At 58.2% G+C, this 25,642-nt stretch carries 22 protein-coding genes and 1 pseudogene; 10 read left to right on the forward strand and 13 right to left on the reverse strand.

What is annotated here, in order from left to right; all coding sequences use genetic code 11:
• Positions 1-335: 335 nt before the first annotated feature.
• Positions 336-1,274: a hypothetical protein gene (locus CRO59_RS12100; RefSeq protein ID WP_097087583.1), complete on the reverse strand. Its 939-nt coding sequence runs from the start codon at positions 1,272-1,274 to the stop codon at positions 336-338.
• 231 nt (positions 1,275-1,505) lie between these two features.
• Positions 1,506-2,527 (reverse strand): annotated as a pseudogene (locus tag CRO59_RS12105) (tyrosine-type recombinase/integrase); the annotation flags it as partial.
• A 1,126-nt stretch (positions 2,528-3,653) separates the two neighbouring features.
• Here CRO59_RS12105 and CRO59_RS12110 point away from each other — a divergent pair.
• Positions 3,654-3,974, forward strand: a complete 321-nt coding sequence (locus tag CRO59_RS12110) for a YbjQ family protein (RefSeq protein WP_027613311.1) — start codon at positions 3,654-3,656, stop codon at positions 3,972-3,974.
• 66 nt (positions 3,975-4,040) lie between these two features.
• Here CRO59_RS12110 and CRO59_RS12115 read toward each other — a convergent pair whose 3' ends face one another.
• Positions 4,041-4,319: a hypothetical protein gene (locus tag CRO59_RS12115; protein WP_097087585.1), complete on the reverse strand. Its 279-nt coding sequence runs from the start codon at positions 4,317-4,319 to the stop codon at positions 4,041-4,043.
• A gap of 239 nt (positions 4,320-4,558) precedes the next feature.
• On the opposite strand from CRO59_RS12115, the gene CRO59_RS12120 reads away from it, so the two are divergent.
• The 4 genes from CRO59_RS12120 (at position 4,559) to CRO59_RS28760 (ending at position 6,295) form a co-directional block, all read left to right on the forward strand.
• Positions 4,559-4,747, forward strand: a complete 189-nt coding sequence (locus tag CRO59_RS12120) for a hypothetical protein (protein ID WP_007960727.1) — start codon at positions 4,559-4,561, stop codon at positions 4,745-4,747.
• Between the two features lie 325 nt (positions 4,748-5,072).
• A complete protein-coding gene (locus tag CRO59_RS12125) occupies positions 5,073-5,441 on the forward strand; it encodes a glycine zipper domain-containing protein (protein WP_097087586.1) in 369 nt (122 codons plus the stop codon).
• A 134-nt stretch (positions 5,442-5,575) separates the two neighbouring features.
• Positions 5,576-6,001, forward strand: a complete 426-nt coding sequence (locus CRO59_RS12130; RefSeq protein WP_027613308.1) for a YMGG-like glycine zipper-containing protein — start codon at positions 5,576-5,578, stop codon at positions 5,999-6,001.
• 123 nt (positions 6,002-6,124) lie between these two features.
• Positions 6,125-6,295, forward strand: a complete 171-nt coding sequence (locus tag CRO59_RS28760; RefSeq protein WP_177325646.1) for a hypothetical protein — start codon at positions 6,125-6,127, stop codon at positions 6,293-6,295.
• 150 nt (positions 6,296-6,445) lie between these two features.
• Here the strand turns inward: CRO59_RS28760 and CRO59_RS12135 are convergent, their stop codons facing one another.
• Together CRO59_RS12135 and CRO59_RS29265 are read right to left on the reverse strand one after the other, a co-directional pair.
• The gene (locus CRO59_RS12135) at positions 6,446-6,877 is read right to left on the reverse strand and encodes a hypothetical protein (protein ID WP_097087588.1); all 432 of its coding nucleotides are present in this window, start codon (positions 6,875-6,877) and stop codon (positions 6,446-6,448) included.
• Positions 6,874-11,652: an RHS repeat-associated core domain-containing protein gene (locus CRO59_RS29265; RefSeq protein WP_097093088.1), complete on the reverse strand. Its 4,779-nt coding sequence runs from the start codon at positions 11,650-11,652 to the stop codon at positions 6,874-6,876. The genes CRO59_RS12135 and CRO59_RS29265 overlap by 4 nt, the downstream gene beginning before the upstream one ends.
• Before the next feature lie 246 nt (positions 11,653-11,898).
• On the opposite strand from CRO59_RS29265, the gene CRO59_RS12145 reads away from it, so the two are divergent.
• Complete coding sequence (locus CRO59_RS12145) at positions 11,899-12,594, forward strand: HAD-IA family hydrolase (RefSeq protein WP_027613306.1); 696 nt, start codon at positions 11,899-11,901, stop codon at positions 12,592-12,594.
• A 78-nt stretch (positions 12,595-12,672) separates the two neighbouring features.
• Here the strand turns inward: CRO59_RS12145 and CRO59_RS12150 are convergent, their stop codons facing one another.
• Entirely contained in the window at positions 12,673-13,419 is a 747-nt protein-coding gene (locus CRO59_RS12150; protein ID WP_096797790.1) for a 3-oxoacyl-ACP reductase family protein, read from the reverse strand.
• A 126-nt stretch (positions 13,420-13,545) separates the two neighbouring features.
• Between CRO59_RS12150 and CRO59_RS12155 the strand changes: the two genes are divergently transcribed.
• Positions 13,546-14,472 (forward strand): LysR family transcriptional regulator, encoded by a 927-nt coding sequence (locus CRO59_RS12155; protein ID WP_097087811.1) that lies wholly within the window; start codon positions 13,546-13,548, stop codon positions 14,470-14,472.
• Between the two features lie 116 nt (positions 14,473-14,588).
• On the opposite strand, the gene CRO59_RS12160 is transcribed toward CRO59_RS12155, so the two are convergent.
• The 3 genes from CRO59_RS12160 to CRO59_RS12170 form a co-directional block, all read right to left on the reverse strand.
• The gene (locus CRO59_RS12160) at positions 14,589-15,317 is read right to left on the reverse strand and encodes an aspartate/glutamate racemase family protein (protein ID WP_027613303.1); all 729 of its coding nucleotides are present in this window, start codon (positions 15,315-15,317) and stop codon (positions 14,589-14,591) included.
• Between the two features lie 53 nt (positions 15,318-15,370).
• The gene (locus CRO59_RS12165; protein ID WP_097087591.1) at positions 15,371-16,909 is read right to left on the reverse strand and encodes an NCS1 family nucleobase:cation symporter-1; all 1,539 of its coding nucleotides are present in this window, start codon (positions 16,907-16,909) and stop codon (positions 15,371-15,373) included.
• Positions 16,910-17,488: 579 nt separating this feature from the next.
• Complete coding sequence (locus CRO59_RS12170) at positions 17,489-18,223, reverse strand: phosphoadenylyl-sulfate reductase (protein ID WP_003223260.1); 735 nt, start codon at positions 18,221-18,223, stop codon at positions 17,489-17,491.
• 163 nt (positions 18,224-18,386) lie between these two features.
• Here CRO59_RS12170 and thrH point away from each other — a divergent pair, with 163 nt between their 5' ends.
• Positions 18,387-19,004 carry a bifunctional phosphoserine phosphatase/homoserine phosphotransferase ThrH gene (thrH, locus tag CRO59_RS12175; protein WP_096797103.1) on the forward strand — a complete coding sequence of 206 codons (618 nt, stop codon included), beginning with the start codon at positions 18,387-18,389 and terminating at the stop codon, positions 19,002-19,004.
• A gap of 94 nt (positions 19,005-19,098) precedes the next feature.
• Here thrH and pabB read toward each other — a convergent pair whose 3' ends face one another.
• The 4 genes from pabB to CRO59_RS12195 all read right to left on the reverse strand — a co-directional run bounded on the left by pabB (position 19,099) and on the right by CRO59_RS12195 (position 23,721).
• Positions 19,099-20,442, reverse strand: a complete 1,344-nt coding sequence (pabB, locus tag CRO59_RS12180) for an aminodeoxychorismate synthase component I (RefSeq protein ID WP_097087593.1) — start codon at positions 20,440-20,442, stop codon at positions 19,099-19,101.
• Positions 20,443-20,657: 215 nt separating this feature from the next.
• Positions 20,658-21,644, reverse strand: a complete 987-nt coding sequence (locus CRO59_RS12185) for an alpha-L-glutamate ligase-like protein (RefSeq protein WP_097087594.1) — start codon at positions 21,642-21,644, stop codon at positions 20,658-20,660.
• Positions 21,644-23,179: an inactive transglutaminase family protein gene (locus tag CRO59_RS12190; RefSeq protein ID WP_007960894.1), complete on the reverse strand. Its 1,536-nt coding sequence runs from the start codon at positions 23,177-23,179 to the stop codon at positions 21,644-21,646. The genes CRO59_RS12185 and CRO59_RS12190 overlap by 1 nt, the downstream gene beginning before the upstream one ends.
• Before the next feature lie 5 nt (positions 23,180-23,184).
• Positions 23,185-23,721, reverse strand: a complete 537-nt coding sequence (locus CRO59_RS12195) for an ATP-dependent zinc protease (RefSeq protein WP_025110318.1) — start codon at positions 23,719-23,721, stop codon at positions 23,185-23,187.
• Positions 23,722-24,022: 301 nt separating this feature from the next.
• Between CRO59_RS12195 and CRO59_RS12200 the strand changes: the two genes are divergently transcribed.
• Both CRO59_RS12200 and prpB read left to right on the forward strand, forming a co-directional pair.
• On the forward strand, positions 24,023-24,745 hold the full coding sequence (locus CRO59_RS12200; protein WP_169432611.1) for a GntR family transcriptional regulator: 723 nt from the start codon (positions 24,023-24,025) through the stop codon (positions 24,743-24,745).
• Positions 24,742-25,635 carry a methylisocitrate lyase gene (gene prpB / locus CRO59_RS12205; protein ID WP_007960897.1) on the forward strand — a complete coding sequence of 298 codons (894 nt, stop codon included), beginning with the start codon at positions 24,742-24,744 and terminating at the stop codon, positions 25,633-25,635. Before CRO59_RS12200 ends, prpB begins: the two co-directional genes overlap by 4 nt.
• The last annotated feature ends 7 nt before the right edge of the window (positions 25,636-25,642 follow it).

Genomic DNA, 25,642 nt, shown 5'->3' on the forward strand with positions numbered 1-25,642 from the left:
CATACCGATGACGTCCGGGCCGTCCTCGTTGATCCACATGCCGTAGTGCTGTCGGATCATGTTCGCGCTGGTGTGGCCCATCTACTCCCGAACGCCATTAGCTTTCAAGTGTGCTTTGAAAAGCCTATCTCCCACGACAAATTTGCTGACGTATGGCTGGCCGCTCTTGGTGTTCAGAAATACGGAGTGCAGCTTGTGCTTGCAGACTGTCTCTCTGTTTAGGTCGACTATATCTATTGTTTCCACGAGCTTACGCCTGCTCAATTCGTCAAACTTCCGCAGGCATCTCGCATGTGTATTAGGTACTGTAGGTGTAAGTTATGGCTGCAAGGCGTTTATCGAACCCGATTGTTCCAAACTGACTTCGCATTATCCATCATCTCCATCAAGGACTTTGCGAAGTTTGCGGGGTCCATTTCTCCGAGTTTATAAGATTCAATCATTCCTTGGTGCGGATACTCTAGAATTATCTGATTATTAATCGCTTTAATTTTGGTATCTTGGTTTTGGAATATGTTTGTATCTTTTAGGTATTCTTTTATTTTTAGAATTAATGTTTCATGTGGGGCGCTGTTGGTTTTATTGTTTTTGGTGTTCGTGCTTTCTGAACTAGCATGTGTTTTTTTGTCGGGTGAGCCGTAGTTATTTTGGGGGGTAAAGCGGAGTGTTGTGTCGATGTACTCCTTATATTTTTCGTTTGCGCTAGTTAGCTGTGTGATATCACTGCGCTGAAGCGCACTCATGGTCTCGAGCTCAAGTATTCTTGCTGTTAAGTCTTTTTCGCGGGGTATAACTGTTTTCGATTCTTCTGTCAGCTGAAGGACGGATGATTTCAAAAATTCTATTTCGCTATCTTTTCTTTTTGTTTGCTCTTCAAAGTCGATTTGTATTTGGACAGCGGCTTTTCTGATCTTTCTTGCTTCATCTCGGGTGATTGGTGTTTCATCGTCAATCTTTTGTTGGATTTCTTTTAGTTTTTTTCTATTGTTTCGGGATATTTCGTAAATTTTAGCTGCTGGATAGGGGTAAACTAAAATTATCGCAAGGGTCGCTATAAGAGGGAAAAATACCCCTTTCAGCATGTAGTCCTGAACTGAGGGGAAAAGATTGAACTCTATATAAGTTATCTTTTCTGGTGCTGAAAGAGATGAGAATAGTATTAATATTAGTTTGTAGTTTATCAAGCACCATGAGATAAGAAATGATCCTAAGAGTGGGCTGGTTACACGCTCATATAGTTGGGCTTTTATAGTGGTTGTTATATCGTCTAGCATATGTATTGGTTCTTTTTGGCTGTAGAAAATAGTGGCTTGCGGCCATCATAGATTTCTTCACTCCTTCTCACAAGTACAAAACTAACTTTGTGATTTCAGATCTGATCTTCAACGTCAAATTAAATTACTAGCCCCCTGGATACGTTAAAGTTTTCGTGGGGGCACCATTCGGTTATATGCGGACATCCTTTGGAACACCGGCGGCTGAATGACCTGTGCTTTAACCTCGGTTTACAGGGATTCTTCACCATTTGGTGGCTGTATGCCCATGGCATGTTGCAGCATACCGATGACATCCGGGCCGTCCTCGTTGATCCACTTGCCGTAGTGCTGTCGGATCATGTTCGCGCTGGTGTGCCCCATCTGCTCCGCGATCCAGTCGACCGAGGCAACCCCGGTGGTCAGCAACTGGCTGGCGTAGGTGTGGCGGCACTGGCCAGGACCGCGATAGCGAACGCCGGCCGCTTTCAAGTGCGCTTTGAAGAATCTGTCCCTCACGACGAAGTCGCTGATGTGCGGCAGGCCGCTCTTGGTATTGAGGAATACAAAGTGCAGCTTATGCTTGCGGACTGTCTTGTTGTCCCGCTCGACGACTTCGACCGTATCCACGGTCTTGAGCTGGTTGATCGCGTTCAACTTGCGAAGGGCATCCCACGCGGGTTCCAGCAGACGCACCTTGCGCGTAGAGCGCCGAGTCTTCGTCACGCGATAGGCCCCCCGCACCTTTGATCTGCGGAAAGTCACCGTTCCTTGTTTCAGATCGACGTCCTCCCACGCCAGCGCGATGGTCTCCGACACCCGTGGGCCTGCCCAAATCATGAACTGAACCATCAGCAGTTCCTGGGTGCGGTTGGTGCGTGTTTCGAGAATCTGCTCTATCTCCGCACTGGTGAATGGATCCGGTGCTTCTGGATCGGGCAGACGCACGAATAACCCTCAGTCGGATCGTGCGCGACCTTCTGCCGTGTGCGGTAGAGTCTGAACACCTGGCGCACATTGCTGATGATGTCGCGGATGGTCTTTTCTTCGGGCGCTTCGACAGCGGCCCCTGAATGCAGTCTTGCAGGTCCAGGTGGTAAATCTGATCGATTTGAATGTTATCCCAACGCGGCCGCCCGTGGACCTTTGCCTTGTTTTTGTACCCGAAAGAAGTCGCGGCCACGCTGTTGTTTTAGATGGTCAGCCCAACTCCTAGTTAGTGCCCCGAAACTGTTCACAGCGAGCTTGGTCGACTCGGGAAAATGCCGGCGGTGCTGCCGGACGAGTTCCAGTTGTTATTCCCAACCTGCTTAGCAATCAAGTCAATCGAAGCACCGCACTTGGGTATGCAATTGGCTGGTATAGGTATGCGGGCACTGACCATGCAACCAAGTTCGCGAAAGGATGAAGAGGATTTTTAGCCAGCCAGTCTTTTTCATTTACGTAAGGTAGATCTGGCACCAGAGAGGACCATGATTCGCAGGAGAGCACCAGCTCGTTTGAACACACTAAATATGTTGTTTGAGTTATGAATTTCTAGAGCATGAATGAGGCGACGAACGGTTTGTTTTCTACGGAGCTGAATCGTAATACCTGTCAAGTTTTACAGTATACAAATTTCTCCGTGCAGCGCCTTATCTGCGGGGACGGCGTAATTAAGCTTTTATATCACTTGTAAGGAGATCGATATGTCAGAGAGAAATGTCAAGGGGGTTGTTAAATCATTTTCGGAGATTGGCATCGTTTGGGGAAGTCCAGCGCAAAATTTGCCATTATCAGTCCGGATGATGGGAGTAAGGATGTTGCCATCGCTATAGGAGAAAATTTTGATAGGAATACCGGAAAGCAATACCTTTCCGTTGGAGACAAAGTTCGTTATCTCGTAATGGATGGTCCATCGGGAAGAGAGCTTACAGGGATGCTAAAGAAAATATAATCTGTGCAGTTGAGTTCACGATTGCTATAAAAACTGACTGCGTGAGGTTGCAAATAAACGAACTGTACGATGAATGAGTTGAGTGTTCGCTACCTCTAATCTCAAGTATTGCCCAAGTGCTGAGCCGCCTATGAGGCGGCTTTTTACTAGCTAAATTTTAATGTGTAATATTTTAAAATTCCTACTTAGAAAAGTGACATCTCGCCCTATGAGTTGCACATTGTAGGACTTGTGCTGACACCAGGATTGGTGTGACCGAGCTGACTGAGGGACGCGGAGGGCGATAGAACGAGTTGGGGACTGGCGTGCTACAAAGGGGCGAGTCGGGCTTTTGCACTTGCACGCTCCGCCTTCGTCCTGCCTTTAGAGTAATTCGACGTACAGGTTACACAGGAAGGGTTCGGTCTGATTTCCCATAGCGCATTACAATCGCCGTTTTATCAGTAGAAAAAAGGACTGTTCCCATGATCATCTCCACCACCCACGCCATCGAAGGCCGACAGATCACCGCGTACCTGGACATTGTCAGCGCGGAGTCGGTGCAGGGCGTCAACGTGATCCGTGACATGTTTGCCGGCATGCGCGATTTTTTCGGTGGGCGCTCGCAGACGCTGGAGCGTGCGTTGAAAGAGGCGCGGGTTCAGGCGACGGACGAGATCAAGGAACGGGCGCGGGCGTTGCAGGCGGATGCGGTGGTCGGGCTGGATTTCGAGATCAGCATGCCGGCGGGCAAGGGTGGCATGGTTGTGGTGTTCGCGACGGGTACGGCGGTCAAGTTGCGTTGATGCAGTCGCGGTGTTCAAGCGAGCCCATTCAGATGATGAATGGGCTTTTTGCTTTTCTGCTTTCGATCAGCCCTGTGGCTTGAGGATGACAAGCCCGTGGGCGTCATAGGTCAGGGGCGTATCGACTGCGACCATCGGCGGGGTGCCGGTGGAGGGCGTCGGATCGGCCGGCTGACTCGGGTGGTAGATAACGCCGGGAGTCAGAACCGGTTTGTCCGGGTACGTGATGGTGATGTCGCCTGATGCGAGCTTTTCCTTGAATTTTTCACCGGCGGCTTTGCCGGCAGCGATTTGTTCGTCCGTGAGTTTTACGACCGGCATTTCCGGGAATCCGTTGATTTTCATGTTCTCTCCTTGAGATTCATTTGTATGAAAAAGGGCAACGGCCTGTGGGCGGGAATCTTTAGCGTTGTGAGATCAACGGTTGGTTCGGATGTTGAGCAGGTGTAGGCCATTCGTCGGGCATCGGTCGAACTGAACCACAAGTCCGGTAATGACCGGCTAGTCTCAAAAGCCTTGGAGGTCGATATTTTTTCAGGCAAAAGGGCTTTGCCGGTGTCGATCTATCGCAAAGGGGAGAGGCTATGACTGATCCGTATATCGAAGACGATGGAGCCGAATTTTCATTCAACAACTGTGTCCGTTGCGGCCAGACGGAGTACCAATCGGGCTTTGGCGAGGATCCGGTGCAGACCGGCAAGATCAAGTCCACGGCACCCAAGGGGCCGAAAGCCAAATTCCTTCCAAAGGTCTCGGCCCGCTCAAGAAAATAAAGTGAGACCGAACGACCCCGTCTATGAACGGGGTTTTTTATGCCTGCTGTTTATGAAAAGGAAATCTCCTACAAACTCTTGGCCCGGTTTGGTGTTTTTCACAAACTTTTCACGTCCACGGTCGTAGGGTGAAGCCATCCGTTAGAAAGCAAGTCTCCAGCCCGTCTCCCCAGCGGGCTTTTTTTTGCCTGCGATAAAACCTTTGGCGAAATCGCTGTCCAATCGGCGCCAAGTGCGCGGCGGCAGCTGATTTGTCTGGACTTCAGCGCGTCGGCAGCTTTCAATCTCGGCCCCTTTTGATCTCCCTATTTTTGAGGTTTTCGTCATGCGTCTAACATTGCCTGCTCTGGTTCTGGGGCTTCTGGCTGCTCAAGGTGCGGTCGCCGGTGAGGGTACTGCAGCACTCGGCGGCGGTCTGGGTGGCGCGCTGGGTAACGTGGTTGGCCAGAAGATGGGCGGCAGCACGGGCGCAGCGATTGGTGCCGGTGTTGCAGGCGCGGCGGGCAGTGCGATGGCTGCCGGCAAGGGCAGCCGCACCAAAGCGGCTATTGGTGGTGGTGTTGGCGCGGCCGGTGGTTCGGTGATCGGCAACAGCCTGGGCGGCCGGAATGGTGCAACCATTGGCGCCGGTCTTGGTGGCGCTGCGGGTGGTGCCGTCGGCGCTAACCTGTCCAAAGGTCACAAGCGTCACTGATAGCGAACGTTTGTCAGAAAAAGCCCGGCTCGATGTCGGGTTTTTTCATGGCTGAACGTTTTCTCGAAAAATGTCTCCAATCTGACATAGGCCCTATGGGCATACCCTCCCGATTCGGGAACTGTGAGGTTCAAATGCGCTTGTCATTGTCTGCACTGTTTTTCGGATTATTCATCGCTCAAGGTGCGATGGCCGCCGGAGATGGCAGCGCCGCCGTAGGTGGCGGTTTGGGCGGTGTCCTCGGTAACGTGGTCGGTGGCCAGCTAGGTGGCAGCACCGGTGCCGCGGTTGGCGCAGGTGTCGGTGGCGCGGCGGGCAGCGCGGTCGGGGCGAATAAACACAATCGCACCGAAGCCGCCATTGGCGGTGGTCTCGGCGCTGCCGGCGGCTCAGTGGTCGGCAACAGCCTGGGCGGCTCCACTGGTTCGGCCATTGGTGCCGGTTTGGGCGGCGCAGCGGGTGGTGCGGTGGGCAACAACCTGGGTGACGACGGTGGCAGAGCTCATTCCGGTGGTGGTCACAAGCACAACAAGTACAAACACAAAAACCGCCATCACTGATTGAATATTCGAAAACAAACCCGGCCTGGCGCCGGGTTTTTCGTTTCTGGCGGTCGGATACTGGAACGATTGGCTGTAAGGCTTTTCGAACGTTATACAACCCACCAGACGTAGAGGTTTGCCATGACGCCCGAAACCGAAGGCAAGGAAGAAAAAGGCCCGAGTGGTCTGCCGTTTATCAATGATCCGGGGAACGAGGATCCGGGGTCGCTGATGGATGATGCGACGGTGCCGTTGAATGATGCGGATGAGGCTTTGGATGAGGAGTATGAAGAGAATGAGGATGAGCAATAAGTTGTCTTGAAAGTCGAGCGTGGCGGCGCACTGAATTTAAATATCCGGGGCCTGTACTTCAGGCCCTTTGATTCGGATCGGTTTGTTCTCGAGGTCAAGCTTGTTAAACAGTCGTCAAGCCGGACGAAAGCAAACCGACAAAATATTTTGTTATTTGCCTGTTAATTCAGGTCTGACTAGTACGTAAAGGTTATCTGATGTCGACATTTTTTTTATTCGACCTGATGCGATGTATTCTTGAAACTCCTTTTCAATTGTTTTTTTGTCGCAGTATTTTTTATATTTAGATGGCCTATCGCTAGCGTAAATGTAAAGACGCCATACATCAAAACCGTCGATTCTGTTATCCGAACCATAATCAAAGTCCACTGATTCTAATGGGAAGTGAATGGCGCACCCTACGCCGTGCAGTTCATATTGAATTTCATCAGTTATTTCACCGCAGCGTTCGATTTGCTTGCTTCGCCAAAGTCTTAAAATATTCCGAGTGCCAAATTTTTTTTGTAGTAATTCTGTTCCACTTTCAACTTTTGAAAGGAAGTCAGTTATTAGGTCCTCAAGATTTTTATCGTTTTTTTTCATCTTCTTCTGTGATGCTCCAATCGGTCGTGTCCGACATTGTTAGCCGATTCAATGACTTCTTCGATAGTATTGAGCTCTCCTTTGTGCTCTCTGATGTTCGTGATCAGTTTTATAGTTATAGGTGTTGCTGTTTGTTTTGCAGCTGCTGCACGGTGATGTCCATCTAGAATATAGAAGTTGCCCTGATGTTCTGCTACGTCTATGGGATAGCTGACATCGTATCCACCTGCTCGCATTTGATCCCTTATTTTTTCGACGTGTTTAGTTGATTTTTTTCCCATGATCGCATGCGTTCGCTTCACTGAATGTGGGTCAACGCCATGAATCAAGTCCGGTAATTGTGGTTCACCCACATCTACCTTAGCGCCACCAATCCCACCCGGCACCTCACAGCCTGGCCTGTTCGGCGGCGGACAGTTCGACGTCAACCCCAACGGATCCACCCACCCCGTCGGATTCGGCACATACCGATACTGATTCAACCCACCCGCCAACTTGATGGGATCCGGCGTCAAATACCGTCCCAACCTCGGGTCGTAATACCGATGCCGGTTGTAATGCAGCCCACTCTCCGCATCGAAATACTGCCCCTGAAAGCGCAGCGGCTGGTCCAGGTAGTCCTCGCCCGCGAGGGTGATCGCCGACACCTTGCCGTAGGCGTCGTATTGCGCCGACCAGACGATTTCGCCGCTGTAGTCGGTGAGTTCCTGCGGCGTGCCGAGGTGGTCGAGTTGGTAGTAGAACGGGCAAGCGCGTTTCGGGCCTTTGCCGTCGAGCAGCGCCAGGGGGCGGAAGGTGCCGGGTTCGTAGACGTAGCTGCGGTGGTGGGTTTTGCTGCTTTCGGCGACGAGGTGGTCGCCTTGCCAGAAGAATTCGGTGGTCTGGCCGTCGACGGTTTTGCGGATGCGTCGGCCGAAGGCGTCGTACTGGTAGGACGCGGTTTGGCCATCGGCGCGGGTCAGGCCGATCAGGCGGTGCTGGCAGTCGTAGCGGTATTCGGTGACGAGTTGCTGGTCACGGCCACGGCGTTCGCGAATCAGGTTGCCGAAGGCGTCGTAGTCGTAATGCCGGTCGCCCTGCATCAGCAGGCGATTGCCCTTGATCCGGGTCGGGCCGGGGCGATCTTGCATCAGCAGGTTGCCGGCGGGATCGTGGGCGAAGGATTCGGGTAGTTCGTCGCGCGAGTGGCGCACGCGGATCAAGCGGTCGAGGGCGTCGTAGCCGTAGGTGCGCTGGCCATGGCGGCTGTCGGCGATGTGCTCGAGGTTGCCGTTGGCGCTGTAGGCATAATCCCGGCGATACAGCGAGTCGTGCTGATGGCCTACAGCGTGGGCGAGTAAACGGCCCTGATCGTCGTAGGCATAATCGCTGAGCAGCAGGCCTTGCTGGCGTTGTTGCTCACGACCGCATTCAAACTGATGGCTGGTCAGCCGCGTGCCATTGAGGTCGATGGCGGTCAGCGCGCCGCCCTTGGCGTAGTGATAGTCGAGCTTGCTGTTGTCCGGCAGACGCTGGCGCTTGAGCTGGCCGCAGGCGTCGTAGGTGTAACGCAGGGTGCCCCAGCCCTGATGCTCGGTGATCAGCCGATCCTGCAGGTCGTATTCGAAGGCCAGTGGATGTTGCTGGCCGTCATCAACCCCGGTCAAACGACCCAGGCGGTCGTAGGTGTAAGCCACCTCAACCCCGTCGGGCAGGGTTTTCAGCAGCAAGCGCCCGGCCGCATCACGCGCGTAGGCGGTGACCAGCGTCGAGCCGTCATCGCCGAACTCGGTTTTTTCCAGCAGGTGCCCGTTGCGGTCGTAGGCGTAAGCGGTGCGCCGACCATCGACGCCGGTTTCCTGTCGGATCAATCCGGTTGGCGTGTAGTCCAGCCGGTACTTTTCCCCGGATTCGTTCTCGATTTCCGTGAGCAACAACTGCGCATGGTCGTAGCGGTACTGCACCCGCGTGCCGTCGGGGTTGATCTTGCGCGAGACCAGATGCAGGTCGTCGTCATACTCGTAGCGGGTGATGCGCCCGAGTTCGTCGCGTTCGGCAGTGACTTGGCCGTAAGCGCCATAGCTGTAGGCGCGAGTGGCGCCTGTAGGAAATGTCGTTTGAACCAGTCGGCCAACCGAATCCCACTGCTGACGGGTGATCGCGCCGTATTCGTCGCAAGTGGTCGTCCGTCGCCCCCGCTCGTCGTAGGAAAAGCGCCGCACACCACCGTCGGGCAGGGTTTCCTCGATCAGTTGCCCGAGGTCGTTCCACGACAACTTGTGCCGGCTGCTGTCCGGATAGCGGATCGACAGCAACTGCCCGCGCGTGTCGTAGTAGTAATGGGTGACCTGTCCGTCGGGATCGACCGTCTCGGTGACATCGCCCTCGGCGTTGCGCCGAAACGTCCACACCGCCTCGCCGCGAGAACGGCTGTGCAGGAAACCGTTGCGGTACTCGTAGGACGTTGGCTCATCGTCCGGCGGAAGCAGCGCGATCAGCCGTCCGACGTCGTCGTAGCGGTATTCGGTGACCGCGCCCAGCGGATCCTGCTCGGCGATCAGCCGGCCCGCGTCGTCATAAGCCTTGAGGTGCTCACCGCCATCGGCCTCGACCTTGCGCACCAGCCGTGCGCTGTCGTCGTGGACGTAGGTTTCTTCGCTGCCATCGACGTAGTGCACCGCGACGCTGCCGTCATCGGCCCAGACGTAACGGGTGTCCATCTGCGCGAACGACGCCCAGTGCCGCACGCAGCGCGCCGCCTTGCCCGAGCGTTCCCACTCCCAGAAAAAGCTCGCGCCGCCGGTCAGTTGCCGCTGCAGGATGACGTGCTGATCGTCGTAGTCGTAACGCTCGCTGTCACCGACCGCGTTGGTCGCAGCCAACAAACGCTGACGGGCGTCGTAGCAATAACTGACCAGCGTTTGCTCGGTGCGCCAGCCATCAGCCCCAAGCACCTGGTAATCAACCGCCACCAGATGCGCCCGGTCGTAGCGCAACAACAACGACCGCCCGGCCCCGTTATCCAGGCGCTGCACACGCTCGGAAAAATCGCGATGCACCGTCAGACGATTGCCATACGCATCACTGAACGCCACCAGCCGCCCGGCACGAAAGTGATAAAACCGCGCTGTATCCCCGGCCAGCGCGAGGATCAGTTCCTCCGGTTCATCCCCGAGAAAAATCGCCGCCCGCGACAGGCTGTTGTGAATCTGCGGCCGCTCCACACTGGGCAACGGAAACCGCGTACGGCGATTCTCGTGATCGACCCAGATCACCGCCTCGCCATCGAACTCCAGCCGATGCGCCAGCGAATGGCTCCAGCCAAACCCCAGCCCGACATCAACCTCCACCGCGCTGGTGCGGTACAACCGGGTGAACTCGAACGGCAACACCCCATCGAGCGTGCCGTCGGTCAGGGTCAGCAGTTCTTCGCCGGTAACCATCGACACCGGACAGCCGTTGGTGCAGGTCAACGGGGCGCAGTCGGCGCTGTCGCCGTTGGGGTTTTTCGCTTGATCGGGATTGTCGTCGTGGGGTTCGTGTCGCTCCATCCGCGTCGTGCCACGGGACTTGTCCCGGGCCATCGGTGCCGGATTTGGCACGCTTAAAACCACGGCGTCCGCTTGTCGAATGTTCAGCGGGATCGCCGGCGTCGGCTTCAACGGGATGTCGCGCGCATGCACCATCAACGGCTTCAGCGCGCCCGCGTGCTTGCTCAGATCCGCAGTGGAGGTCAGTTCGCTCAGGCGCAAGGCCGATGCGGCCAGCCATTGCCGCGCCCGGGGCGACTTGATCTTGCTCAGCACCTTGCTGCTCAGTCGCACGGGCACGCCAACGCCGCCGCAAACGCGCATCAGCAAAAAGCTGATCAACAACTCGACCCGGACTTCTGCCACCACTTCCGCCAGGTACTGCGGCGGCAGCATCTTCAACCAACTGGTGAAGGCTGCCAGATGGATAAACAGCAACGGCTCGTCACTGAGGATCAGCAAGCCATTGGCGATGGCCTCGCCGGAGGCGTCGAGCAGCGCTTGCAACTCGACATCGCTCAAGTACTGCAGGAGTTTTTCACTGTTGGCCTGCAGGTCGGCGAGCAGGGCAAACAGCTGTTTAACGTCATCCCAGATGTCGTGCAGGGCTTTCTCGAAACCGCGCCAGTCGGCCTGTTGCAACTGCTGGTAACGATCAGCCAAACCGGCGCCGGAAAACTCCGCCCACAGCGGCTGAAACCCGTCCCACTCCTGGCGAAGCCAGACCTCCAGCCCGTCCAGAATCTCTTCATAGGAGGCGTACAGCGCTTGGATATGGTCGGTGGAAACATCAGGAAAGAAGGTGATGCGATAACGCTGGCCCCGGTCGCAGTCGCTGACTTCCAGAATGCCGCTCGGGCCGATGGTATGGCGCAGCGGTTCACCGAAACTCAATACCCCGTCGACTTCGCCGATCACCGGTTCCAGCATCACCGGGGTATTGCCGATCGGTACGAAGCGCACTGCCTCGAACAGGTGCACCAGAGTCAACGGGCCGCTGGCGGGGCACATGACCACCGAGGTCTGGATCGGCTGGCGGGATTTGACCGGAGCGCTGAGGTGCACGTCGTCGCCGACCTTGAACACCTGCTCGATATCCAGCGCGGTTCCCGTCCAGAACTGCTCGGCCCAGGCCTCGTAGTCGTTCAGGCACAGGCGGAACTCGCGGATCAGCGTTTCGAAGTCCGGGTGTTGCGGGTTCAGGGCGGCAACCACCAGCAGGCCGATGCTGTTGTTCAGGGCCAGGAGCCGATCGGTTTGGAACATTCGCAAGCACTCGCGCACATGAAAGAGGTGCGCGGACTTTGCGGGGGATCAACATGGAAAGAAGTCGGGAAAGTAGGCGTTATCTGTAGGGCATTTCGCTAAATATCAGCGAGTCTTTCCACCGCCCGTAAACATTGCCCGTTGCTCAATGTCCGCTGGCCTCGCTATGCTGCTGAACCCATTAATCAGATCCGCGTAGCGGCGCCGGCTGGGCCGCCCGGGATGTTTTTGATAACGGATCCGATGATGAATGCACCGATGAAGACGTTTGGCCCGATCAAGGCCGTGATTTTCGACATGGACGGTTTGCTGCTGGACACCGAAGGTATCTACACCGAGGTCACCTCGCTCATTGCCGAGCGTTACGGGCGGACCTTCGACTGGAGTGTTAAACAGAACATCATCGGTCGTGGCGCCAATGACCTGGCGAACTACGTGGTGCAGGCGCTGGATCTGCCGATCAGCGCCGAAGAGTTTCTGCTGATCCGCGAGCCGCTGATGCGTGAACGCTTTCCCAAGGCCCAGGCGATGCCCGGCGCGGAGGAGCTGATTCGCCACCTCAAGGCGCACAACATTCCGATCGCCGTGGGCACCAGTTCGTCGCGGCAGTCGTTCGGCCAGAAAACCACCTTGCACCGCGACTGGTTTGCCCTGTTCGATTTCATCGTCACCGCCGACGACCCCGAAGTTGGCGCAGCAAAACCGGCGCCGGACATCTTTCTCACCGCCGCCCGGCGTCTGGGTGTAGCGCCTGAAGACTGTCTGGTGTTCGAGGATTCGCCGTTTGGCGTCACCGCCGCGAAAGCGGCGGGAATGACTGCCATTGCGATTCCCGACGCGGCCATGGCCGATGAAAAATACGCGCATGCCGACGGGATTCTGCGCACGCTCAAGGCGTTCACCCCGAGTGCCTGCGGTTTGCCGGCGCTGGAGTGGGCTTGATCAGCCAATAAGCGCCGATAAAAAACGCCGCCCTCTGCAAAGAGGTGCGGCGTTTTTTGTATCCGGGATTCAGCGCAATCAGGCGCCAAAACCACCGTCGATGGTCAGGCTGGCACCGGTGATGTAACCGGCTTCCGGGCCGACCAGATAAGCGACGAAACCGGCGATTTCATCAGCAGTGCCGTAACGGCCCACCGCCATCAGCGGGATCAGGCTCTCGGCGAAATCGCCATGGGCCGGGTTCATGTCAGTGTCGACCGGGCCGGGTTGCACGTTGTTGATGGTGATGCCGCGCGGGCCGAGATCACGGGCCAGGCCTTTGGTCAGGCCGACCAGCGCCGATTTGCTCATCGCGTACACCCCGCCACCGCCAAAGGGCATGCGGTCGGCGTTGGTGCTGCCGATGTTGACGATGCGCGAGCCTTCGCCCATGTGTTTAGCGGCTTCCTGAGACGCGATGAACACGCTGCGTACGTTGATCGCCAGGGTCTGGTCGAAGTCTTCCAGTTTGAAGTCTTCCAGCGGCGCGATGGCCAGGACGCCGGCGTTGTTCACCAGAATATCCAGGCGGCCAAAGGCCTCGACCGTGGCGCTGACGGCATTGCGGATGGCTTTTTCATCGGCGCTGTCGGCCTTGATCGCCAGGGCTTTTCCACCGTTGGCGGTGATGCTGTTCTGCAACTCTTCGGCCTTGGCGGTAGAGCTGACGTAGGTGAATGCGACAGCGGCGCCTTCGGCGGCCAGACGTTTGACGATGGCGGCGCCGATACCACGAGAACCGCCTTGAATCAGAGCGACTTTGCCGCTGAGGTGTTGAGTGGTCATGTTCGATCTCCAGAGAATTCAAGGCGGGGTGCCTTGTAGTTGGAGCCGAGTATCGGCCTCGCATCGACAACCGTGTAGACCATGATTGCTATAGTCTGTGTAAACCAGAAGTTTATAGTGGCGATCATGGAAACTTTCAGCAGTATCGAATGCTTCGTGCGCAGCGCCGAAGTCGGCAGCTTTGCCGAGGCCGCCCGGCGCTTGAGCCTGACCCCGGCCGCTGTCGGCAAGAGTGTGGCGAAGCTCGAGGTGCGGCTCGGTGTACGGCTGTTCCAGCGTAGTACACGCAGCCTGACCCTGACCGAGGCCGGTCAGCTGTTTTTGAGTCAGGTCAGTGGCAGTCTGACGACGATTCAGAATGCGGTGGCCAATCTGTCGAGTGTGGAAGGGCTGCCGGCGGGGACGTTGAAAGTCAGCATGGGCACGGTATTCGGGCGGCTGTATGTCGTACCGCTGCTGCAAGAGTTTTTACGTCGGTTTCCGGCGATCAACCCTGACTGGCATTTTGATAACCGTCAGGTCGATTTGATAGGGCAGGGTTTCGATGCGGCGATTGGCGGCGGCTTTGAATTGCCCCAAGGCGTGGTCGCACGCAAGTTGACACCCGCACATCGCGTGTTGGTGGCGTCTGCTGACTATCTGCAAAAGCACGAAGCGATCGCCGAACCTGATGACCTGCAACGTCACGATGGCATCCTGATTCGTTCGCCGCAGACCGGTCGAGTGCGCTCCTGGCAGTTGATCAGTGGCCGCAGTCAGCTCTGTCAGCCCTTGAGCCTCAAGACGCGAATGACCATGAGCGACTCCGAAGCCGCCTGCGCCACGGCAGCGCAAGGTCTGGGGATCGCACTGGTCAGCATGCCGTTTGCCGTGGGTTACCTCGACGCGGGCACGTTGCAGCGGGTGCTGCCGGACTGGTACATCGATGACGGCAACATTTCGATCTACTACGCCGAGCATAAATTGTTGCCGGGCAAGACTCGGGCGTTTGTCGATTTTGTGATTGAGCAGTTTGCGCAGCAGGGGTTGGCTCGGCGGTTCAGTGCTGTCTGAGGACGCGTTGGGACCGAGTTGACCTTTTCGCGAGCAGGCTCGCTCCCACAGGGGATTTTTGATCGCCACAGATCCAATGTGGGAGCGAGCCTGCTCGCGAAGAGCGATAACCCGGTCTACCGGGCAAACCGCTCCGCCCAGCCAATGATCTGCTTTGGCCGTGGCGTCGCGTAAGTCCGCACTTTGGACGTCGACAACCCCAGCCGCACCAGCGATTCAGCAATGGTCACCGCCGCCGTCACGCCGTCCACCACCGGCACCCCGGTGCGGCGACGAATCTGTTCATCCAGCCCGGCCATGCCGCCGCAGCCCAGACAGATCACTTCGGCCTTGTCCTGGGTCACCGCCAGCTCCGCCTGCTGCACGATGGCTTCCAGTGCGCGCTGTGGTTCGTGCTCCAGCTCCAGCACCGCAAGACCACTGGCCCGCACCGAGGCACAGCGATCCCACAGGCCCGAGAGTTTCAGCCGGTCCTCGATCAGCGGCACGGTGCGATCCAGCGTGGTCACCACCGAATAGGCGTGACCGAGAAACATCGCGGTACTGGCGGCGGCGTCGGTGATGTCCACCACCGGCACGTTGAGCAGTTCCTGCAATCCTTCGCGGCCGTGTTCGCCGTAGCCGGCCTGAATCACCGCGTCGAACGGTTGATCGTAAGACATCACCCGGTCCATCACGGCGATGGCCGCCAGGTAACTTTCGAAATTGCCTTCCACCGAGTCGGCGCCGAAGAACGGTGTCAGGCCGACGATCTCCGTACCGGGAGACGCGACGGCCTGCGCCGAGCGGGCGATGGCCTGGGTGATGGATTCGGTGGTGTTGACGTTGACCACAAGAATACGCATGGGAAGTCCTTATTGCGGGCAGTTCAGCGGCCCAAATCCGGGCCGCGAGGAAGTTAATGGCTGACGTTGTCGACGGCGATCGATTCGCCGCTGATGTCGGCGTAGTGCGGCTGACGTTTGGCGATGATCAGGTAGAGCATCGCGGCAATGCCGGCGCCCACCAGCCAGGAGAACGGCGAGATGCTGTGGAAGCCCGGCACCAGCGCCAGGACGATGGCGATCAACGCTGCCGGAATGAACGCCGCCACCGCGCGGAAATTCACTCCGTGGCTGTAGTAATAAGCGCCGTCGGGGTCTTCGCTGTACAACTGCGGGACGTTGATCCGGCCTCTGCGGATCAACCAGTAGTCGACCATGATCACCCCGTACAGCGGGCCGAGCAGGGCGCCGAGGCCGGAGAGGAAGTACACGATCACCAGCGGGCTGTTGTAGAGGTTCCACGGCAGGATCAGCACGGCGATGGTCGCGCTGATCAGCCCGGCGCGGCGGAAGGTCAGGTACTTCGGCGCCAGGTTGCTGAGGACGAAGGCCGGGGCGACGAAGTTGGCCATGATGTTCACCGCCACGGTGACGATCAGGAACGCCAGGCAACCGAGCACCAGAAAGAACGTGTTGGGGATCGAGGCGATGATTTCGGTCGGGCTTTCGATGATCCGTCCGTTGATCTGAAATTGCGCACCGCAGAGCAGGACAGTGATAGCGGCGAACACCAGAATGTTCACCGGCAGGCCCCAGAAATTGCCGACCTTGATGGTCTTGCGGCACGGCGAAGAACGCGCAAAGTCGCAGAAATTGAGGATCAGCGTGCCGTAGATCGCCAGCCACAAGGCGCCGCCGGCAAAGATGTTGCGCCACATTTCGCCACCGCTCAGCGGTTCGCGGATCGACCAGGCAATGGTCGCGTTGGCCTGGGTGTACATCCACGCGGCGAGGGCGGCGACGGTCAGCAGAATCACCGGGCCGGCAAACGCTTCGTAGCGACGGACCATTTCCATGCCGTAAGCGAGGATCGCCAGTTGCACGAACCAGATCGCCACGAAACACACCCAGCCCAGGGTCGACAGACCGAGAATCGAGTTGTGGTCGTAATCGGCGAACCCGGGGTGAATCGCCGTCAGCAGCACACGAAATACCACCGACGCCAGATACGTCTGAATGCCGAACCAGGCGATGGCGATCACCGCGCGAATCAACGCCGGAATCTGCGCGCCATGGATGCCGAAACTGATCCGGCTGATCACCGGAAACGGCACCCCGGTTTTCTGCCCCATGTAGCCGGACAGGTTCATGAAAAAGTACACCAGCGCCGCGCCGATCCCCAGCGACAGCAGAATCTGCCAGCCGCCCAGGCCCAGGGCGTACAGCCCGATGGCGAACGAGTAGTTGGCGATGTTGTGCACATCGTTGGTCCACAGGGCGAAGATGCTGTATTTGCCCCAGCGCCGACCTTCGGCGCGGGTCGGTGCCAGGTCGCTGTTGTGCAGGCGCGGGCTGAGTTGTAACGGTTGAGCCAGACCCGCGTCGGGCAATGGCTGGTCGAGGGCAGAGGCGGGCAGATTCAGCGCGATGTTGTTGGAGAGACTTGTACGCATTCCGGCAGGCTCCTGATGGGCGGGGCCGCGATGACTGTGCATGAGCTCAGGGCTCGACAAATCTTCGTCGCGGCCAGCAGACATCACTGGTTACGGGGCATCTGCAGCCTGTACGGGATAGGGCGCTTCAGGCTTGCGGATCGAAAGTGTGGATTGATGTTTTGCAGTTTTGTATACAAAACATGTATGCACCAAAGCCAGATCTGTGCCAGTCAGCGATCTATGCAGCGCTGTGCTCATTTCGAAAAGTTATCGATGAGCGCTAAGTGACTGAAAATCAGTGGTTATAAATTGACCGATTGAACAGGTATTTATTTTTTGCGAGGGATTTTGCGGAGGTGGCGGAGCGCAGGGGAATTCAGCAGGGATGTAACTTTTCAGGGCGTGAAAGCAAAAAGTGCACACATAAATGGCACCGATGGTGACATTCGTGTGTACACATTTTTAAGGTGGCGCAATTGAAAAATGTGGGAGCGAGCCTGCTCGCGAATGCGTTGGATCAGTCAACGAAGATGTCGACTGAGACTACGCATTCGCGAGCAGGCTCGCTCCCACAGAGGATGTCACTGGAATTGGAAATCAGGCCTTGCTGATGATATTCCCCGCATGCAGCCCGCACTCTTTCTGCGTCGCTTCTTCCCACCACCAGCGGCCTTCGCGCTCGTGCTGGTTCGGCAGCACCGGGCGGGTGCACGGTTCGCAGCCGATGCTGATGAAGCCGCGTTCATGCAGGCTGTTGTACGGCAGTTCGAGCATGCGGATGTAACCCCAGATCTCTTCGCTGGTCATCTGTGCCAGCGGGTTGAACTTGTACAGGGTGCGCTCGGGCGTGGAGAACGCGGTGTCGATCTCCAGCACCGCCACGGCGCTGCGGGTGCCCGGGCTCTGGTCGCGGCGCTGGCCGGTGGCCCAGGCTTTGACGCCAGACAGTTTGCGGCGCAGCGGTTCGATCTTGCGGATGCCGCAGCATTCGCCATGGCCGTCCTTGTAGAAACTGAACAGGCCTTTTTCCTTCACGAACGGTTCCAGCTTCGTGTAGTCCGGCGACACCAGTTCGATATCGATCTTGTAGTGCTCGCGCACCTGATCGATGAAGCGATAGGTTTCCGGGTGCAGGCGGCCGGTGTCGAGGCTGAACACCTTGACGTTCTTGTTCAGCTTCCAGGCCATGTCCACCAGCACCACATCCTCGGCACCACTGAAAGATATCCACAGCTCGTCACCGAACTCGGCGAACGCGAGTTTCAGGATGTCCTGGGCGGATTTGTTGGCATAGGTCGTGGCGAGTTCCACGACATCGAACGTTGGGCTCATCAGGGCGGCTTCCTACAGGTCGGTGGCGCTGGGCGCTCTATATGGCGGCGATGTTAACAAAAAGCGGCGGGATAGGGGGCGCCCGCTGCGTTGCGCGGTGGCGAGGGAGTCGCTAGAGTTCGGGCTCGCTCGACTCAATAATCACTACAAACGGGAGTGTCTTGTGGAAATTGCTTGCCTGGATCTTGAAGGGGTACTGGTGCCGGAAATCTGGATCGCCTTCGCCGAAAAAACCGGAATCGAATCCCTCAAGGCCACCACCCGGGACATTCCCGATTACGACGTGCTGATGCAGCAGCGCCTGCGCATCCTCGACGAGCACGGCCTGAAGCTCTCGGACATCCAGGAAGTGATCGCCACCCTCAAGCCGCTGGACGGCGCGGTGGAGTTCGTCGACTGGCTGCGCGAGCGCTTTCAGGTGGTGATTCTCTCGGACACTTTCTACGAATTCTCCCAGCCGCTGATGCGGCAACTGGGCTTCCCGACCTTGCTCTGCCATCGCCTGATCACGGACGACAGCGGGCGGGTGACCGGCTATCAATTGCGTCAGAAAGATCCCAAGCGTCAGTCGGTGCTGGCGTTCAAGAGCCTGTACTACCGGGTGATTGCGGCGGGGGATTCGTATAACGACACGAGCATGCTCGGCGAGGCGGACGCGGGGATTCTGTTCCATGCGCCGGACAACGTGATTCGCGAGTTCCCGCAGTTTCCGGCGGTGCATACGTTTGTCGAGTTGAAGCAGGAATTCCTCAAAGCTTCTAACAGAGCGTTGAGTTTGTAGTCGTCTGGAAGGACGCTTTCGCGAGCAGGCTCGCTCCCACAGGGAAATGCATTCCTAATGTGGGAGCGAGCCTGCTCGCGAAGCTTTCAAGCTTTTAAAGGTTTTGCAGGGTTTCGAGGAGGATTCTGACCTTGGTAATCGACTCCTGATACTCCGCCTGCCAGTCCGAATCGGCCACGATCCCGCCGCCACCCCAGCAACACACTTGCCCATCCTTGACCAACAGACTGCGAATCGCGATGGAGCTGTCCATCTCGCCGCGTACGTCCAGGTACAGTAACGAACCGCAATACAAACCGCGCCGGGTCGGTTCCAGTTCATCGATGATCTGCATCGCACGGATCTTCGGTGCGCCGGTGATCGAGCCGCCGGGGAAACTGCCGGCAATCAGATCCAGCGCATCGCGATCCTCGGCCAGTTCGCCGGTCACGCTGCTGACCAGGTGATGCACGTTGGGATAGCTTTCCAGGCTGAACAGCTCCGGCACCCGCACCGAACCAATCCGGCAGGTGCGGCCGAGGTCGTTGCGCAGCAGGTCGACGATCATCAGGTTTTCTGCGCGATCCTTGGGGCTGGCCAGCAGTTCGGCGGCGTTGGCGGCGTCTTCGGCAGGCGTCAGGCCGCGCGGGCGGGTGCCTTTGATCGGGCGGGTTTCCACCTGACGCTGGCTGACTTTTACGAAGCGCTCCGGCGACAGGCTCAGCACCGCGTCGCCGTCGGGCAGGCTCTGGAAACCGGAAAACGGCGTCGGGCAGGCCTCGCGCAACGCGCAATAGGCCAGCCACGGATCGCCCTGACACGGTGCGCGGAAACGCTGGGCGAAGTTGACCTGATAGCAGTCGCCGGCCTGGATGTATTGATGAATGCGTTCCAGCGCCTGGCGATAGTCATCGGCCGACAGATCGGCGGTCATCGGGGTGTCCAGCTTGAACGGCGTCAGCGGCGCTGAAGTCGGTTGGCTGAACAGCGCGATCAGTCGTTGCCGCTCGCTGTCGGCCAGTGACGGGTGAAATATCAGTTGGCTGGTGGCGGTCTGGTGGTCGCTGATCAGCGCCCAGTCGTACAGGCCGAACCGCGCGTCGGGCAGTTGCAGATCGTCCAGGGCCTGGCTCGGCAGATGTTCCAGATGTCGGCCAAAGTCATAACTCAGATAGCCGATCAGGCCGCCAGCGAAGGGCAGGTCATATTCGCCAGGCAGCTGCGCTTCGCCCAGACGGCTCAGATTATCGCGCAGGCGTTGCAGGAAAATGCTGCCGCTTTCGTCGGGTAACACCGCCAGTTGTTCCAGCGGCCAGGCGCTGAGCAGGTCATAACGGCCACGGTCAGCACTCGGCCGACCGCTGTCGAGCAGCACGGCGCCGGGCGCATGGCGGATGGCCGCGAAGTAGTCGGCGGGGTTGGCGCGGTAGGGTAGCGGGTGTACGGAACAGGTCAACATGGGCGGGGCAGATCGGCCATCGAGGCGGGGTGGGGATTGTAGTCCTCTGCGGGAATTGCTCCTAGAGGGGATGTCGGGGATGAGCAGATTGGGGGCAGGGTTGAGTCTTGTAGTGGCGGTAAGTCCGCTATCGCGAGCAGGCTCACTCCTACAATTTGGAATGCGTTCCCCTGTAGGAGTGAGCCTGCTCGCGATAGCCGCGCCTCAGTGCTGGATCAGCCCTCGACCGCCGGAATATGCCCAAACATCTCCTGAGTAAACGCCACCCGTTCCTCGACCGACTCCGTCACCCCGCGTGCCTTCAGCTCTTCCAGATGCGCCTCGACCGCATGCGTACGCAGGGTCAGCCCGCAATCGTTGGCAATCTGGATATTCAGCCCCGGCCGCGCGTTCAGCTCGAGAATCAGCGGGCCTTTCTCCTGATCCAGCACCATGTCCACACCGATGTAGCCCAGGCCGCACAGCTCATAACAGCCGGCGGCGAGTTTCATGAAACCGTCCCAGTAGGGCAGTTGCACGCCGTCCACCGCGTTGGTGGTGTCGGGGTGTTTGTTGATGATGTTGTTCAGCCAGGTGCCGCGCAGGGTCAGGCCGGTGGCCAGATCGACACCGACACCGATGGCGCCCTGGTGCAGGTTGGCCTTGCCGCCGGACTGACGGGTCGGCAGGCGCAGCATGGCCATCACCGGATAGCCCATCAGCACGATGATGCGGATGTCCGGCACGCCTTCGTAGCTGATGCTCTTGAAGATCTGGTCCGGAGTTACCCGGTATTCGATCAGTGCGCGGTCGCGGTGGCCGCCCAGCGAATACAGGCCGGTGAGGATGCTCGAGATGTGGTGTTCGAGTTCTTCATGGGCAAGGATCTTGCCCGAGACCGTGCGATAGCGGCCCTCGAAGCGGTCAGCGATGACAATGATGCCGTCACCGCCAGCACCCTGGGCCGGCTTGATCACAAAGTCGTTGCGCCCGCCGATGATCTCGTCGAGCTTGTCGATTTCCTTCTCCGTGGAGATCACGCCGTACAGTTCCGGCACATGAATGCCGGCCTCGATCGCGCGCTCCTTAGTGATGATCTTGTCATCGACGATCGGGTACAGACTGCGCTTGTTGTACTTGAGCACGTAGTCGGCGTTACGCCGATTGATGCCCATGATGCCCCGTGCCTCCAGGGCCTTCCAGGTCTTCCAGAAACCGAACATCAGGCGTCAGCCTTCTTCAGGAAAGCCTTGAAACGCACCAGTTCGGTCAGGCGGTAGCCGCGATAGCGACCCATCGCCAGCATGAAGCCGACCAGAATCAGCAGGATCGCCGGGAAGGTGAACACGAAGTACACCAGCTCGGGCACGGTCATGATCAGGTGTGCCAGCGAGGCGGCGAACAGGGTGCCGATCGCCACTTTCATGGCATGGCTGGCGCCGCGTTCTTCCCAGGTGATCGACAGGCGTTCGATGGTCATGGTCAGAATCACCATCGGGAACAGCGCCACCGACAAACCGCGCTCCAGGCCGAGTTTATGGCTGAACAGACTGATGGCGGCAATCAGCACCACCACGAAGGTCAACACCACCGACAGGCGCGGCAGCATCTGCAGCTTCAGGTGTTCCAGGTACGAGCGTAAGGACAGGCCCAGCGCGGTGATCACGGTAAACAGCAGGATGCCGAAGCCCAGTTGCGTTTCGCGGAAGGCCAGGGCGATCAGCACCGGGGTAAAGGTGCCGAGGGTCTGCAGGCCGATCAGGTTGCGCAGGATCAGGATCACCAGCACGCCGATCGGGATCATCACCATGATCATGAACGTCTGCTGGGTCTGCAGCGGCAGGCCGTAGAGCGAGTATTCGAGGAAGTTGGCGTCGGTGTTTTCGTCGGTCAGCTTGGCCAGACGAATCGCGTTCATCTCGCTGTTGTTCAGGCTGAAGGTCACGTTGGCTTTCTTCGCGCCCTCGATGGTGATCAGGTTTTCATCACCGGTCCACCAAAGCAAACGGTCAGTCGGCAGGCCTTGCTCGCCGGTTTCCGGGTTGAAGTACAGCCAGTCGTTGCCGTTGAAACTGCGCAGCCACAGTTCCGGGGTTTGCGGTTGATCGGCGACGAGGCGGATGGTGTGGACTTTTTCTACCGGCACGTGAGCGATGGACAGCAGCAGTTCGACGATCTTCGCCTTGTGCGGCGTCGACGGGTCGCCGGCCAGCAGCAGTTTGACGTTGTCATCGTTGGCGTTGTTGACGCGTTTGATCGCTTCGCCGATGAAGGTTTCGACGTCGGCCGAGTGCTGGCGGATCGGCGCGAGCAGGGCTTCGGCGGCGATTTTTTCCGGGCCTTCGATGGCGATGCTGTCGCGGAAGGTCGGGCCTTTGATCTTGGATTTTTCCGCGGTGTAGCGCTTGGTCAGCACCAGACGGTAATAAAGGGTCTGGTTGCCCTTGGCCCGGCGCGCCGACCAGGTGACCTTGCGGTTGCCGTCGACACGGTTGACCGCCACGCCGTAATTATTGGAGATAAAGCTTTCGTTGAGGCTGACGTAATCGCGGCTCAGCGGTGGCACGAACATCTGGACCTTCACCGGGTCCTTGGTGCTGGCGACGAACTCGACTTTGGCGTCGATGTTCCACAAGTCGTCGGTGGCGTCTTCGGTCACCGGGATGCCGAGCACGAAAATCTGATAGGCCGTAACCGAAACGCCCAAGAGCACCAGAATGGTGATCAGGATTTTCAGGTGGAAGGTTAGAGAACGCATGGAAATTACTCGGCGGTATGAGCGGCGATGGTGCAGGCGGGTTTGCCGGCAGCGTATTTAAGACTGGGGTCGACCAGCGCGTCGAAGCGTTTCAAGGCTTCGGAGCCGATCAAAAGCGGGTATTGGAACGCACTTCGGTCGGTCAGGTTCACTTCGATGCTGCGCAACGCCGTGCCCATGCAGATATCCAGCTCGATCACCGGGCGCGCGGTGTACTTTTTACCTTCTTCCGGGTCGTAGTCGCCGGCGCGGCGTTTGATCTTGCTGACCCGGGCCAGCGGCCGCTCGATCGGGTGCGAATGCGCCGCGTCGATCGCCAGGTAGAAACGCACCCAGGACTCGCCGTTGCGTTTGAAGCGTTTGATGTCGCGGGCACTCAGCGAGGCGGTTTTGGCGCCGGTGTCGAGTTTGGCCGCGACTTGCAGATTGATGCCGTCAAGCGATGCGTATTCGTTGAGGCCGTACACGGTTTTTTCCCCCGCCGCGGCGAGGCCGGGCAGGCAAAACAGCGCAAAAAATGTGGGGAAGGGCTTGAGTCTCATAAATCCTGGTGCGCAGCGTTCCGTTTTCGGTTCAGGTTCCTGGCAATACTGCGCAAGCTCCTTCGTGTGCCTATCAGCTTTTTATGACAAGCCGTACAAATGGCCAGCAAATGCGGGCGGCATTCTAGCACGGTGGTTTTATGGCGCCAGCGCTCCCGCCGGTCTATACCCCTTGGGTAATCCTGTGGGAGATTGCCTAGGGCTATTAGACGATTGTCGACAATATCCATTTATCCTTTGACTGATGCCGGCTAATTGGCTAGTTTTTGCCGCATTGGATTTAAAGGTGTCGACAATCATGCTGGATCAACTCGATCCCCCGGTCATCAGCGGCGACGATTCCGAGACGCTCTCGGAAAACGTCTTCCGGCGCATCCAGGCGGCCATCGTCAAAGGCGAGATCGCCCCAGGCAGCAAGATCTCCGAACCCGAGCTGGCGCGCACTTATGGCATCAGTCGCGGGCCGCTGCGCGAGGCCATTCATCGGCTTGAAGGTCAGCGACTGCTGGTGCGCGTACCGCATGTCGGCGCGCGGGTGGTGTCGCTCAGCCACGCCGAATTGCTCGAACTCTACGAAATCCGCGAATCCCTTGAAGGCATGGCCTGTCGGCTGGCGGCCGAACGCATGAGCGTCGAAGAAATCGACGAACTGCGCCGGGTGCTGGAAACCCACGAGCGCGACGCGGCGTTCCAGGCCGGGGTCGGCTATTACCAGCAGGAAGGCGATTTCGACTTTCACTACCGGATTATCCAGGGCAGCGGCAACCGCACCTTGACCCAGATGCTCTGCGGCGAGCTGTACCAACTGGTGCGCATGTACCGCATCCAGTTTTCCACCACGCCCAACCGCCCGCGTCAGGCCTTCGCCGAACACCACCGGATTCTCGATGCCATCGCCGACCGTGACGGCGAACTCGCGGAATTGTTGATGCGCCGCCACATCGGCGCCTCGAAACGCAACATCGCCCGTCATTACCAGGACGGCGCCGACAATAAGACAGCCACTGAACGAGGTGAGTCATGAGTTCCAAGCAGAACACTCCAGGCCAGCGTTTCCGCGATGCGGTCGCCAGCGAGCACCCATTGCAGGTGGTCGGCGCGATCAACGCCAACCACGCGCTGCTGGCCAAGCGCGCCGGTTTCAAGGCGATCTACCTGTCCGGTGGCGGGGTGGCCGCAGGCTCGCTCGGCGTGCCGGACCTGGGCATCACCGGCCTGGATGACGTGCTGACCGATGTGCGGCGCATCACTGACGTCTGCGACCTGCCGCTGCTGGTGGACGTCGACACCGGTTTCGGCTCGTCGGCGTTCAACGTGGCGCGCACCGTGAAGTCGATGATCAAGTTCGGCGCGGCGGCGATTCACATCGAAGACCAGGTCGGCGCCAAGCGCTGCGGCCACCGGCCGAACAAGGAAATCGTCAGCCAGCAGGAAATGGTCGACCGCATCAAAGCCGCCGTCGATGCCCGTACCGACGACAGCTTCGTGATCATGGCGCGCACCGATGCGCTGGCGGTGGAAGGTCTGGAGTCGGCGCTTGATCGCGCCGCGGCGTGCATCGAGGCCGGCGCCGACATGATCTTCCCGGAAGCCATCACCGAGCTGGAGATGTACAAGCTGTTCGCCAACCGGGTGAAAGCGCCGATTCTCGCCAACATCACCGAGTTCGGCTCCACTCCGCTGTACACCACCGAGCAACTGGCCGGCGCCGACGTGTCGCTGGTGCTGTACCCGCTGTCGGCGTTCCGCGCGATGAACAAGGCAGCGGAAAACGTCTACACCGCGATCCGCCGCGACGGCACCCAGCAGAATGTCATCGACACCATGCAGACGCGCATGGAGCTTTACGATCGCATCGATTACCACACGTTCGAGCAGAAGCTTGATGCGTTGTTTGCACAAAAGAAAGGCTGAATTAAAC

Source organism: Pseudomonas sp. LAMO17WK12:I5 (assembly GCF_900215165.1).
GTDB classification, from domain to species: Bacteria; Pseudomonadota; Gammaproteobacteria; order Pseudomonadales; family Pseudomonadaceae; genus Aquipseudomonas; species Aquipseudomonas putida_A.